Consider the following 12,333-nt stretch of genomic DNA (forward strand, 5'->3'; position numbering starts at 1 on the left):
CGCTCGTGCTGACCGGCGGGCTGCTCGTCCTCCTGCGCCGCCGCGGGGCGTAGTCCGTCCGGAGCGGCGGCGACGCTCCCCCTGGAGCACGCGCCGCGGCTGCGCCCATCGCTACCGTGGTCGGATGACGCCCGCGCACGCCCCGTGGCCGGGTCCGCCGTGGGGTCGTCGCGAGGGGGCCCGCTGGATCGCGGTCCCGGCCGTGCTGCTCGCGCTCTTCACCGTTATCGGCTGCGCGGGTGCCAACGCCTGGCACCCGGCGGCCCGCGCGTTCGACGCTCTCGCCGTGCTGCTCCTGCTGGTGGCACCGACCTCGCTGGTCCTCGTAGTCAGACGCGGGGCTCCCGCGGTCGTCGGCGCAGTGCTCGCCGTCGTCGGACCCGTCGCGTACCTCGCGCTCGGGTACGAGCCGGGCCCGGCGCTGGTCCCGCTGGGCTTCGTCGTCGTGGCCCTCGGCGCGACGCGACGACGGCTCCTGTCGCTCGCGGCGGGGACCGCCGGCGCGCTCGCGGTGGTCCTGCTCGCACTCCGCCCGGACGGCCTGAGCCCGGTGTACACGACGCTGACGGTCACCGGGCTGGTGATCGCGATGCTGCTGGGTGAGGGTGCCCGCGGTCGTACCGAGCGCATGCAGGCGGTCCGAGCCGCCCGGGTCTCGCGCCAGGAGTCGGCGGTGGCCGCCGAGCGGCTCCGCATCGCCCGCGAGCTGCACGACGTCCTCGCGCACTCGCTGTCGGGGATCACCGTGCAGGCCGGCGTCGGGCTGCACCTCATGGACCGCGAGCCCGAGGCGGCGCGCCGCGCGCTCGTCGAGATCCGCGAGGCGAGCCGCGACGCACTCGACGAGGTGCGGGACGTGCTCGGGGTCCTGCGTGCCGACGGGGAGGCCCCGCGCAGCCCGGCCGGGCGGCTCGACGCGCTCGTCGAGCGGGCGCGGGCGGACGGGCTCGTCGTCGAGGACGTGGGCCTCGACGCGGCGGTTCCCGAGGCGACGGCGGGCGTGCTCCATCGGGTCCTGCAGGAGGCGCTCACCAACGTCCGCCGGCACGCGCCGGGTGCATCCGTGCAGGTCACGCTGGTCGTGGGCGAGTCGATCGTGCTCGACGTGCAAGACGACGGCCCGCCGGTCGCCGCGCTGGTCGACGGCTACGGGTTGCGCGGGATGCGGGAGCGAGCCGCCGCGGTGGGTGGGTCCCTGACGGCCGCCTCGGAGCCGACCGGGTTCCACGTCCGGCTGGAGGTCCCGCGATGATTCGCGTGCTCCTCGCCGACGACCAGGGCCTCGTCCGTGGCGGCTTCCGCGCGCTCGTCGACGCCGAGCCCGACATGACCGTGGTGGGGGAGGCGGCGACCGGTGACGACGCCGTCCGCCTCGCGCTCGAGCTGCTCCCCGACGTGGTGCTCATGGACATCCGGATGCCGGGGACCGACGGGCTCGCGGCGACGCGGCAGATCGTCGACGAACCGCGGGCGTCCGGCGTGCGGGTGGTCGTCGTGACCACGTTCGAGCTCGACGAGTACGTGGCGGAGGCGATCCGCGGCGGCGCGTCCGGCTTCCTGGTCAAGGACACCGAGCCGGCGGACCTGCTGCGGGCCGTGCGGGTGGTGGCGGCCGGCGACGCGTTGCTCTCACCGACCGTGACGCGGCGGCTCCTGGCCACGGTCGCGCGGGCGACGCGGGAGGCGCCGCCCTCGTCGGCGCTCGCCGACCTCACACCCCGGGAGCGCGAGGTGCTCGTGCTCGTCGCGGAAGGTCTGCCCAACGACGAGATCGGGGAGCGGCTGTTCCTCAGCCCGCTGACGGTCAAGACGCACGTGCTGCGGGCCGCGACCAAGCTGGGGGCGCGGGACCGGGCGCAGATGGTGGTCCTCGCCTACGAGTCGGGGCTGGTGCGGCCCGGGTGGGCCGGCTGACTCCGATCGGAGCGACCAGGACGGTCCCGCTGGACGACGACCCGGACGGGGTCGGGGGGCGACGGTGGTGGTGCGGTCGACGGTCGGCCGCCGCACATCGTCGGAGGTCCTCATGCTCACCACGCTCCTGTCCCACCCCGTCGGCTACGGATGGGGGTGGGGCTGGGGACCCGGTCCCTGGTTCCTGCTGATCCCGCTGTTCTGGTTCGGCGTCATCGCCCTGTTCTTCACGTTCGGCGCCCGCCGCCGGCGCCGCTACTGGGAGGGCGAGGGCCCCCGCGGGACCGGCGGCGCCCGCAGCGTGCTCGCCGAGCGCTACGCCCGCGGGGAGATCGACGAGAGCGAGTACCGCGCCCGGCTCGAGGTCCTGCTCGCCGCGGACGCCCCGCGCGGCTGACCACGCTCGCGCCGCGACCGGGGCCCGGGCGCTCAGGCGTCGGTCGCGGCGATCGCGGGCTCGTCGGCGACCGGGGCTCCCGGCAGGTCGCGCATCCGGAGCAGCGGCGAGATCACGACGGGCAGGGCGGACACGGCCATGATCACGACCGACACCCAGAGCGTCGGCAGGACGCCGAGGTGGGTGCCGAGCCAGCCACCGAGCAGCCCGCCGATCGGCATCGTGCCCCACACGATGAACCGCACGGACGCGTTCATCCGCCCGAGCAGCGGCGGCGGGCACACCCGCTGGCGGAAGCTGACCTGCCCCACGTTGTAGACGATGACCGCGAAGCCGAACAGCGCGCCGCCGGCGACGAGCAGCGCGGCCGCCGGGACCGTGACGGTGGAGGCGAGCGGCATCAGCGCGGTCGCCGGCGCCATGACCAGCGCGGACAGCGGGATGATGCGCCCCTCGCCCACCCACCGGGCGAGCCGGCCCGCGACGAGCGCGCCGAGCAGGGCGCCGATCGACCCGGCCGACAGGACCGCGCCGTACGCCGCGGTGCCCAGGCCGAGCGTCCGCAGCACGTAGATCACGGTCACGGCGCCGGCGATCGCGCCCGCGAAGTTCCCCAGCGACGTGCACGCGACGATCCGGCGCAGGTACGGCTCGTGCACCACGAACTGCAGGCCCTCCGCGATCTCGACCTTAAGCGGCCGGCGCGTGTCGGGGTGCGGCGGGGTCTCCTGGTGCCGGATGCGGCCGACGGCGAAGGCCGAGACGAGGTAAGTGACGACCGTGACGGCGATGAGCGCGGGCGCGGTGATCACGCGGAGCGCGAGACCGCCGATCGCCGGGGCGGCGACCTGGGCGACCGACGCGGTGGCCTGTAGCTTCGAGTTGCCCTCGACCAGGTGGTCGAGCCCGACCAGGCCCGGGATGTAGCTCTGGTGGGAGACGTCGAAGAAGACCGTGGCGACGCTGATGATGAGGCCGGCGACGATGAGCAGGGGGATCGAGGCGTGCCCGGTCACGGCGGTCGCGACGACGACCGCGAGCACCGTGGCCCGCACGAGGTCCGCCACGATGAGCACGCGCCGCTTGCGCATCCGGTCCACCCACGCCCCGGCCGGGAGTCCGATCACCAGGAACGCCGCGTACTCGGCCGCGTTGAGCATGCCCATCTGCCACTCGGTGGCGGCGAGCTGCTGGACGGCGAAGATGGGGAGCGCGAGCGCGGTCAGCTGGGCGCCCAGCTGGCCGAGGGCGTCGCCCGTCCACAGCCGGCGGAAGTCCGGGTGGTGGATCAGCGATCGGGTGGGTGTCTCGATGCTCACGGCGACCAGCATCGACAACTGATTGGGAAAAGTCAATCACTCGTGGGAGCATCGACACATGACGGAGAGCGCACCCGTGGACAGCACCGCTGAGATCGACGCCGACGCCCGCGCCCTGGCGAGCACCGTGCGCATGAGGATCCTGCGGCTCTGTCTCGACGAGGCGCTGACCAACCGGCAGATCGCCGACCGGCTGGACCGCAACCCCGCGACCGTGCTGCACCACGTCCGCACCCTGGCCGACCGCGGCTTCCTGGCGGCCCAGCCGGTCCGCCGAGGTGCCCGCGGGTCCCGAGAGGTGCCGTACAAGTCGACCGGGAAGTCCTGGCGCACGCCGGGCGGCCCGGGTATGAGCCAGGTCCTCATCGACACATTCCTCGAGGAGGTCGCGCTGGTCGACCCGGCCACGGTGCTGACCTCGCGACTCGGCCTGCGCCTGGACGCGGCCGCCTTCGAGGAGCTGGTGGCCAGGGTGAACGACGTGCTCCAGGACTTCGCCGCCCGCACGCCCGACCCCGACGGCACGCCGTACTCGGTCTTCTGGGCCCTGCACGAGGACGTCAGCCGCCGCGCGACCGCATGACGAACGCCAGGCTCCCGCCCCTCCGCGGTCGCCCGGCGCTCGTCATCCCCTGCGCGGTGCTGTACTCGTGACGCTAGAGACTGCGTGCGCTCGACACATCCGACTCAGGTCGCACACGCTCGTCGCGGCGTCATCCGTGAGTACCTGGTCGCGTCGAATACCGCTCAGCTCGCCGCGGCGGCCGCCGTCGCGACGAGGAACGCCGGGGCGCGCAGGCCGGCGTCGGMGAAGGCGTCCGCCACGGCCTGCGCCACCTGGTCCACGTCGCCCGCGTCGACCAGCGCGATCGCCGACCCCCCGAACCCGCCGCCGGTCATCCGCGCACCGACGGCACCGGCCCCGCGGGCGGACTCGACCACGAGGTCGAGCTCGAGGGACGACACCTCGTAGTCGTCGCGCAGCGAGGCGTGCGACTGGTTCATGAGGGTCCCGACGGGCGCGACCTCACCGGCGTCGAGCAGCGCGACGAACCAGGTCACGCGGTCGATCTCGTTGACCACGTGCCGGACGCGGCGCACCCGGACCTCGTCGTCGAGCTTGTCCAGCGCCCACTCCAGCCCTCGGGGGTCGTCGGAGATCTCTCGCAGGGTGTCGACGCCGAGCTGTGCCGCGGCGGCCTCGCACGTCGCGCGGCGCTCGGCGTACTGCCCGTCGACGTGCGAGTGCTCGGCCCGGGTGTCGACGACCAGCAGGGCGAGGTTGTGCGCTGCCAGGTCGAACGGCACGTGCCGGACCGAGCCGTCGAGGCAGTCCAGCAGGAGGGCGTTGCCGGCCTTCGTGCGCAGCGCGGCCGCCTGGTCCATGCCCCCGGTGGGCGCTCCCGCGATCTCGTTCTCCGCGCGCACGCAGAGCGTCGTGAGTGTCGCCCGGCCCTCGTCGGACCCCGCAAGGCCCAGTGCGAAGACCGCGTCGAGCGCGACCGCGACCGACGCCTCGAGCGCCGCCGACGACGACAGCCCTGCGCCGTACGGCACGCAGGAGTCGATCGCCACGTCGAAGCCGCCCATCGCGTACCCGGCCTCACGCAGGGCCCACGCGACGCCGACGACATACCCCGCCCAGCTGTCGACCGTGCCGGGCCCGACGTCGGCCAGGTCGATCGTCCGCATGCCGTCCGGCTCCTGCGCGGACACGAGCCGCACGGTGTCGTCGTCGCGACGCCGCACCGCCGCGTAGGTGCGGTGGGGGAGCGCGATGGGCAGGCAGAGGCCGCCGTTGTAGTCGGTGTGCTCGCCGATGAGGTTGACCCGGCCGGGCGCCGACCACGTGCCGTCCGGCGACTCGTCGAAACGGGCCTCGAACAGTGAGCGGGCACGGTCGTTCCCCTCGACGGGGGTCCAGGCCTCGAGCCACTCGGGGGTCATGCCAGCTCCTTCAGTCGGTTAGCGATGCGTTCCGGGGTGGTGTCGCTGATCCAGGCGCCCATGCCGGACTCGACGCCGGCGAGGTACTTGAGCTTGCCCGGCGCGCGGAGCACCGAGAATAGCTGCAGGTGCAGCCTGGAGTCCTCGCGCCCCTCGCGCACGGGCGCCTGGTGCCAGCCGGAGATGTAGGGCAGCGGGATCGCCTCGCCGTCCGGGCCGACGAAGAACCGGTCGAGCCGCTGCAGCAGCGTGAGGTACGTCGTCGCGAGGTCCTCGCGCTCGGCGTCGGTCAGCGCCGGCAGGTCGGGGACGTCGCGGCGGGGGGCCAGGTGCACCTCGACGGGCCAGCGCGCGGCGAACGGCACGTACGCCACCCAGTGCTCCGACTCCAGCACGATCCGCTCGTCGTGGGCCAGCTCGGCGTCGAGCACGTCGCGGCCCAGCAGCCGGCCGGTCCGCTCCCGGTGGGCCTTCGCCTCGGCGAGCATGGCCGTGGTCTTCGGCGTCAGGTACGGGAACGCGTAGATCTGGCCGTGCGGGTGGTGCAGCGTGACCCCGATCTCCTTGCCGCGGTTCTCGAAGACGAACACCTGCTCGATGCCCGGCAAGGCGTTCAGGGCCTCGGTGCGCTGCGCCCACGCCTCGACGATCGTGCGCATCCGGCGCGGGGTGACGGTGCTCAGCGACGCCGTCGAGTCGGACGAGAAGCAGATGACCTCGCAGCGCCCGGCGGCGGGGCGGACCGTCCACAGCGGCTCGCCGTCCCGCTGCACCGGCGCGTCGGGGATGCCCGGGACGGCCAGCAGGGACGGGAAGCGGTTCTCGAACACGACGACGTCGTAGTCCTGCGCCGGGATCTCGCCGTCCTGGTAGACCGCGCCGGGCTTGGCCGGGGCCAGCGGGTTGGCGTCGGCCGGCGGCAGGAACGTGCGGTTCATGCGGTGTGCGGCCATCGGAATCCAGTCGCCGGTGAGCGGGTCGCGGCGCAGCTCCGGACCGGTCACCGGCCGGGGGACGCCGTCGGCGTCGGGCACGGGCGCGAACCGGTCCACCAGCGGGCGGGCGTCGTGCAGCTCCCGCGTCGCGGCGCCCGAGAGGTAGGGCTCCGAGTCGTCGAAGTAGAGCAGCTCCCGACCGTCGGCGAGCGTGGTCGTGGTCAGGCGGACGTTCACGTGGTGGCTCCCGTGGTGGCGACCGTGACCAGGGTGGTCGCGGCCAGGTGTGGTCGGGCGTCGGCGGGCAGGGCGTCGTCGGTGAGGAGGGTATCGACGTCGTCGAGGGGGGCGATGCGGGCCAGCCCGACGACCCCCCACTTGGTGTGGTCGGCGAGGACGGTGGTCGCCGCGGCGCAGGCCATGAGCGCGCGGTCGGTGGCGGCCTCGGCGAGGTTGGGCGTGGTGAGGCCGGTCGCGTCGAGCCCGTGCACGCCGAGGTAGGTGCGGTCCACGCGCAGGCTCGCCAGCGTGGCGTCGGCGACGGGGCCGACGAGCGCGTCGGACGGCGTCCGCACCCCGCCCGTGAGGATGACCTCGACGCCGGGTGCGCCGTGCAGGACGTCAGCGATGCGCAGGCCGTTGGTCACCACGGTCAGGGGGCCGATGCCGGCGCCGGCCAGGAGCTCGGCGAGCAGGTAGGTCGTCGTGCCCGCGGACAGCGCGACCGACTGACCAGGCTCGATCGTGGCGAGCGCCGCCCGGGCGATCGCGGCCTTCTCCGGCCCGGCCCACGAGCGCTTGGCCTCGAAGCCGGGCTCGTCGGTCGGCCGGCCCGGTGCGTCCGGGGCCACCGCTCCACCGTGCACCCGCCGGACCAGCCCCGCGCGCGCCAGCTCCGCGATGTCGCGCCGGACCGTCATGTCCGAGACGTCGAGGCTCTCGACCAGGTCCGCCACCCGGGCGGCCCCGTGGGCGCGCACGGCGACCAGGATCCGTTCCTGACGCTGGGAGGCGAGCACCCGAACATCTTCGCACGAAATCAAACAAACCCCAACACGAGGCGGGGTCTTGCCCATCGCGGCGGGTGTCCTCCAAGGTCAGACCTGGGTCGTCGGCGACCCGCGAAGGAGATGACATGTCCCGCGTCCGCGTGCACAACTTCTCGGTCTCGCTCGACGGCTTCGGCGCCGGCGAGGGCCAGCAGCTCGACGCGCCGTTCGGACACGCGGGGACACGGCTCCTGGAGTGGGCCTTCGAGACGCGGACCTTCCGCGAGATGGGCATCCACGGGGAGACGGAGGGATCGCTCGGGGTCGACGAGGCCTTCGCCAGCGGGTGGGGGCCCGGCATCGGCGTGGAGATCATGGGGCGCAACAAGTTCGGCCCTCAGCGCGGTCCGTGGGAGGACGAGGAGTGGAAGGGATGGTGGGGCGACAACCCTGTCTTCCACACCCCCGTCGTCGTCCTGACGCACCATCCCCGGCCGGTGCTCGAGATGGACGGCGGGACGACCTTCCACTTCGTCGACGCCGACCCGGTGTCCGCGCTCGAGCAGGCGCGCGCCCTGGCCGGCGACCTCGACGTCCGGATCGGTGGCGGCGTCAGCACGATCCGGCAGTTCCTCGAGGCCGATCTCATCGACCACCTGCACGTCGTGCTCGTGCCGATCGTCCTGGGCCGAGGCGAACGGCTCTGGGGCGGGCTCGAAGGACTCGAGCAGCGCTTCGACATCGAAGCGACGCCATCACCGTCCGGAGTCGTCCATCTGATCCTGACCCGTCGCACCGCGCGGTAGGCGCGCGCGTCAGCGACCGGCAGGAGTCAGGCCCAGGGAGCGGCCGGCGAGGCCGCGGCGGCGGGACACCAGCGAGCGCGCCACCTCGCGCAGGGCGTGCGCGGCGGGGGAGTCCGGGTCGCTGAGCACCACAGGGGTGCCCACGTCGCCGGCCTCGCGCAGCCGCACGTCGAGGGGGATCTGCCCGAGCAACGGCACGTCGGAACCGGTGAGGCGCGTGAGGTTCTCGGCGACCCGGGAGCCACCGCCGGACCCGAACAGCTCCAGCCGGGACCCGTCGGGCTGCTCGAGCCACGACATGTTCTCCACGACGCCGACCACGTGCTGCCGGGTCTGCACGGCGACGGACCCGGCGCGCTCGGCCACCTCGGCCGCGGCGACCTGCGGGGTGGTCACGACCACGATCTCGGACGACGGCAGCAGCTGCGCCACCGAGATCGCGATGTCGCCGGTGCCGGGCGGCAGGTCGAGCAGCAGCACGTCGAGGTCGCCCCAGAACACGTCCGCGAGGAACTGCTGCAGGGCCCGGTGCAGCATCGGCCCCCGCCACACCACGGGCTGGCCGGGCGGCACGAACATGCCGATCGAGACCACGAGGACCCCGAACGCCTCGGGCGGCAGCAGCATGTCGTCGACGCGGGTCGGCTGGCGCGTGACGCCGAGCATCCGCGGGATCGAGAAGCCGTAGATGTCCGCGTCGACGATGCCGACCTTGAGGCCGTCGGCCGCCATGGCGACGGCGAGGTTGGCGGTCACGGACGACTTGCCGACCCCGCCCTTGCCGGACGCGATCGCGAACACCTTGGTCAGCGACTGCGGCTGCGCGAACGGGATGACCGGCTCGGCGGAGGTGCCGCGCAGCAGGGTCTTGAGCTCGGCCCGCTGCTCGGCCGACATGACCCCGAAGACCACGGACGCCTCGGAGATCCCGTCGACGGCGACGGCCGCCGCGCTGACGTCGCGGGTGAGCGTGTCCTTGAGCGGGCAGCCCGGCGTGGTCAGGTCGATGCCGACGGTGGCCCGGGTGCCGACGACCTCGACCGACCGGACCATGCCGAGCTCGGTGATCGGGCGCTTGATCTCCGGGTCGAGCACGTGCGAGAGAGCCTCGCGGATGGCGTCGGTCAGCGGGTCGAGGGGCTCCGGCATGGGGCCCATCGTAGGTCGCGCTCGGGGTCAGCCCCGCGCGGCCTTGTCCGAGGGCCCACGCGGCTGACGCTTCTTCTCGCCGCGGTCGCCCTTCTTCTCGGAGCGCTCGCGCTCGCGGTCGTCGTTGCCGTCCCGCTCCGCGACGAGGTCCTCGAGCATGTTGCGCAGCTCGGAGCGGACGAAGTCGCGGGTGGCCACCTCGGACAGCGCGATGCGCAGCGCGGCCATCTCGCGGGCGAGGAACTCGGTGTCCGCGAGGTTCCGCTCGGACCGCTGCCGGTCCTGCTCGGCCTGCACGCGGTCGCGGTCGGTCTGCCGGTTCTGCGCGAGCAGGATCAGGGGCGCGGCGTAGGAGGCCTGCAGCGACAGCACCAGGGTCAGGGCGGTGAACCCGTTGGCCGCCTGGTCGAAGCGCAGGTCGTCCGGGGCGTACACGTTCCAGGCGATCCACAGGAGGCAGAACAGCGTCAGGTAGATGATGAAGCGCGGGGTGCCCAGGAACCGGGCGATGCTCTCCGAGATTTTGCCCGAGGCGTCCTCGTCGAGCTGCGGCCGGCGGATGAACCGTCGCCGCGACTCCAGCGGGGTGTCGAGGCGGTCAGCCACGGCTCACCCCCGGACGTGGTGCGCCGCCGAGCACGCTCGTGTCGGAGAAGTTGCCCTCGTCGTCCGTCTCGCGCCAGTCCTCGGGCAGCAGGTGGTCGAGCACGTCGTCCACCGAGACCACGCCCAGCAGCCGCTTCTCGCCGTCCACGACGGGCAGCGCGAGCAGGTTGTAGGTGGCCAGGTTGCGGGTCACCGACAGCAGCGGGGCGTCGACGGGGATGGACTCGATGTCCGTGTCGACGATCGAGCCGATGGCCTCGTGCGGGGGCTCGCGCAGCAGCCGCTGCAGGTGCACGACGCCGATGAAGCGGCCGGTGGGCGTCTCCAGGGGCGGGCGCGCGACGAACACCATCGACGCCAGCGCCGGCGTGAGGTCCTGGCGGCGCACGTGCGCGAGCGCCGCGGCGATGGGGGTCTCCGGCCCGAGGATCACCGGCTCGGTCGTCATCAGACCGCCGGCGGTGTTGTCCTCGTACGCCAGCAGGCGCCGGACGTCCTTGGCCTCCTCGGGCTCCATGAGCTCGAGGAGCTCGGCCTGCTGGTCGTCGGGCAGCTCGCCCAGCAGGTCGGCGGCGTCGTCGGGCTGCATGGCCTCGAGGACGTCGGCGGCGCGCGTGCGGGCCAGGCCCTGCAGGATGCCGACCTGGTCGTCCTCGGGCAGCTCCTCGAGCACGTCGGCCAGGCGCTCGTTGTCCAGCGCGCTGGCGACCTCGAGGCGGCGGGTGAGCCCGAGGTCGTGCAGCACGTCGGCCAGGTCGGCCGGCTTGAGGTCCTCGTACTGCGCGAGCATCAGCTCGGCGCCCTGCGCGGCCGACGCCTGACCGAGTCCGGTGACCTCGTCGACGGACACCAGCAGCGTCTCGCCGCGGCGGCGCAGGATGCCCCGCCCGGCGGCGGGCAGCCGGCGGACGAAGACCTTCGAGATCACCCAGTCGCCGTTGCGCTGCAGCTCGATGGCCACGTCCTCGATGACGGCGGAGCCGGAGCCGTCGACGAACTCGACGGTGCGGTCCAGCAGCTCGCCGACGGCGAGGGTCTCGAACGCGCGCTGCTCGAACCGGCGCATGTTCACCAGGCCGGTCGAGATGACCTGCCCGGTGTCGATGGAGGTCACCCGCGTGAGCGGGAGGAACACGCGCCGGCGGGCCGCCACCTCGACGACGAGCCCGACGGCTCGGGGCAGGCCTTTGGGGCGCACCAGCACGACGACGTCGCGCACCCGTCCCACCTGGTCACCGAGGGGGTCGAACACGTTGGTCCCGGCAAGGCGCGCGACGAACACCCTGGTCCCGACGCTGCTCACGTCGGTCAGCCTAGACCGGCCCCCGCTCGACGGCCGCCGCCCCGCCGGTTGTTCGGCCGAGCGTCACCTGCCGGTCGTCCGACCCTGGCGATCCTCCCGCCGCTGGGAGAGGATCGCGGCATGTCGTTCTCCGGCAATGCCCGTCCGCCGCGCACGCCCACGCCACCGCAGGGCGAGACCGTCGCCGCCTACGCCACGTACCTGGAGGCGCAGAAGGCCGTCGACCACCTGGCCGACAAGGCCTTCGCGGTGCAGATGGTCACCATCGTGGGCACGGACCTCAAGATGGTCGAGCGGGTCACCGGGCGGCTCTCCTACCCGCGGGCGGCGCTCGGCGGGTTCCTGTCCGGGGCCTGGTTCGGCCTGTTCGTCGGCCTCCTGCTCAGCCTGTTCTCCGCGCCGGAGGCGCAGAGCCCGCTGGTGCCCGCGATCTTCATCGGTGGCGCGTTCGGCCTGCTGTTCTCCGTGATCACGTACTCGTTCTCGCGGGGACGGCGGGACTTCACCTCGACCAGCCAGATCGTGGCGTCGTCCTACGCCGTGCTGTGCCTGCCGGAGCAGGCCAACAAGGCGCGCGAGCTGCTGCGCGAGATCGGCGGCGTGCAGTCCGGCTGGCCCGCGAGGCCGCCGGCACCGCTCACCACCACAAGTCCCTCGGATCCGTCGGCAACGTACCCGCCGGGTGCGGGCTCGCAGCCGTGGGGCTCCCCGACCGTCCCTCCGGTCGCGCCGCCCGCACCACCTGCTCCGCCGAACGGACCGCCCGCCGACCGGCTCGGGCCGCCTGTGCCGCCGAGCGGGCCGCCGACCGCGCCCTGAGCCGCTCGGCCCGGCGCTCGCGACGCGTCGGTCCCGGCTCGACCTGCGGGGCGCCGGGCAGTGCGCTGTGCACCTCGGCGAGCGTCGCGGCCCTCGAGAACAACAGTGCGAGGTTCGGATCCATGTCTGCCTCCTGTGTCGGTGGTGTC

At 73.6% G+C, this 12,333-nt stretch carries 13 protein-coding genes; 6 read left to right on the forward strand and 7 right to left on the reverse strand.

Annotated features, from left to right (window positions below; translation table 11 throughout):
* Window positions 1-124 precede the first annotated feature (124 nt).
* From ACXJKA_RS09015 to ACXJKA_RS09025, 3 genes are all read left to right on the forward strand, one after another.
* Window positions 125-1,252 (forward strand): sensor histidine kinase, encoded by a 1,128-nt coding sequence (locus ACXJKA_RS09015; RefSeq protein WP_456824859.1) that lies wholly within the window; start codon window positions 125-127, stop codon window positions 1,250-1,252.
* Window positions 1,249-1,914, forward strand: coding sequence for a response regulator (locus ACXJKA_RS09020; protein WP_456824860.1), 666 nt, complete (start codon window positions 1,249-1,251; stop codon window positions 1,912-1,914). Before ACXJKA_RS09015 ends, ACXJKA_RS09020 begins: the two co-directional genes overlap by 4 nt.
* Window positions 1,915-2,026: 112 nt before the next feature.
* Window positions 2,027-2,311 carry an SHOCT domain-containing protein gene (locus ACXJKA_RS09025; protein WP_456824861.1) on the forward strand — a complete coding sequence of 95 codons (285 nt, stop codon included), beginning with the start codon at window positions 2,027-2,029 and terminating at the stop codon, window positions 2,309-2,311.
* Between the two features lie 32 nt (window positions 2,312-2,343).
* Here ACXJKA_RS09025 and ACXJKA_RS09030 read toward each other — a convergent pair whose 3' ends face one another.
* Window positions 2,344-3,630 (reverse strand): MFS transporter, encoded by a 1,287-nt coding sequence (locus ACXJKA_RS09030; RefSeq protein ID WP_456824862.1) that lies wholly within the window; start codon window positions 3,628-3,630, stop codon window positions 2,344-2,346.
* A gap of 58 nt (window positions 3,631-3,688) precedes the next feature.
* Here ACXJKA_RS09030 and ACXJKA_RS09035 point away from each other — a divergent pair, with 58 nt between their 5' ends.
* Window positions 3,689-4,213 (forward strand): ArsR/SmtB family transcription factor, encoded by a 525-nt coding sequence (locus ACXJKA_RS09035; RefSeq protein WP_456824863.1) that lies wholly within the window; start codon window positions 3,689-3,691, stop codon window positions 4,211-4,213.
* Between the two features lie 164 nt (window positions 4,214-4,377).
* Here the strand turns inward: ACXJKA_RS09035 and galK are convergent, their stop codons facing one another.
* From galK to ACXJKA_RS09050, 3 genes are read right to left on the reverse strand one after another with little or no spacing between them, the layout of a single operon-like run.
* The gene (gene galK / locus ACXJKA_RS09040; protein ID WP_456824864.1) at window positions 4,378-5,577 is read right to left on the reverse strand and encodes a galactokinase; all 1,200 of its coding nucleotides are present in this window, start codon (window positions 5,575-5,577) and stop codon (window positions 4,378-4,380) included.
* Window positions 5,574-6,749 carry a galactose-1-phosphate uridylyltransferase gene (gene galT, locus ACXJKA_RS09045; protein WP_456824865.1) on the reverse strand — a complete coding sequence of 392 codons (1,176 nt, stop codon included), beginning with the start codon at window positions 6,747-6,749 and terminating at the stop codon, window positions 5,574-5,576. Before galT ends, galK begins: the two co-directional genes overlap by 4 nt.
* Window positions 6,746-7,531 (reverse strand): DeoR/GlpR family DNA-binding transcription regulator, encoded by a 786-nt coding sequence (locus ACXJKA_RS09050; RefSeq protein ID WP_456824866.1) that lies wholly within the window; start codon window positions 7,529-7,531, stop codon window positions 6,746-6,748. The genes galT and ACXJKA_RS09050 overlap by 4 nt, the downstream gene beginning before the upstream one ends.
* 116 nt (window positions 7,532-7,647) lie before the next feature.
* Between ACXJKA_RS09050 and ACXJKA_RS09055 the strand changes: the two genes are divergently transcribed.
* Entirely contained in the window at window positions 7,648-8,307 is a 660-nt protein-coding gene (locus tag ACXJKA_RS09055; protein WP_456824867.1) for a dihydrofolate reductase family protein, read from the forward strand.
* 9 nt (window positions 8,308-8,316) lie between these two features.
* Here the strand turns inward: ACXJKA_RS09055 and ACXJKA_RS09060 are convergent, their stop codons facing one another.
* Genes ACXJKA_RS09060 through ACXJKA_RS09070 form a run of 3 tightly spaced genes read right to left on the reverse strand, consistent with a single transcriptional unit; the run spans window position 8,317 to window position 11,365 of the window.
* On the reverse strand, window positions 8,317-9,456 hold the full coding sequence (locus tag ACXJKA_RS09060) for an Mrp/NBP35 family ATP-binding protein (RefSeq protein ID WP_456824868.1): 1,140 nt from the start codon (window positions 9,454-9,456) through the stop codon (window positions 8,317-8,319).
* Window positions 9,457-9,483: 27 nt separating this feature from the next.
* Window positions 9,484-10,062 carry a DUF1003 domain-containing protein gene (locus ACXJKA_RS09065; protein WP_456824869.1) on the reverse strand — a complete coding sequence of 193 codons (579 nt, stop codon included), beginning with the start codon at window positions 10,060-10,062 and terminating at the stop codon, window positions 9,484-9,486.
* A complete protein-coding gene (locus tag ACXJKA_RS09070) occupies window positions 10,055-11,365 on the reverse strand; it encodes a magnesium transporter MgtE N-terminal domain-containing protein (protein WP_456824870.1) in 1,311 nt (436 codons plus the stop codon). The genes ACXJKA_RS09065 and ACXJKA_RS09070 overlap by 8 nt, the downstream gene beginning before the upstream one ends.
* 120 nt (window positions 11,366-11,485) lie before the next feature.
* Here ACXJKA_RS09070 and ACXJKA_RS09075 point away from each other — a divergent pair, with 120 nt between their 5' ends.
* Complete coding sequence (locus tag ACXJKA_RS09075) at window positions 11,486-12,184, forward strand: general stress protein (protein ID WP_456824871.1); 699 nt, start codon at window positions 11,486-11,488, stop codon at window positions 12,182-12,184.
* Window positions 12,185-12,333: the final 149 nt, after the last annotated feature.

It is taken from the genome of Cellulomonas sp. P5_E12, from assembly GCF_054049315.1.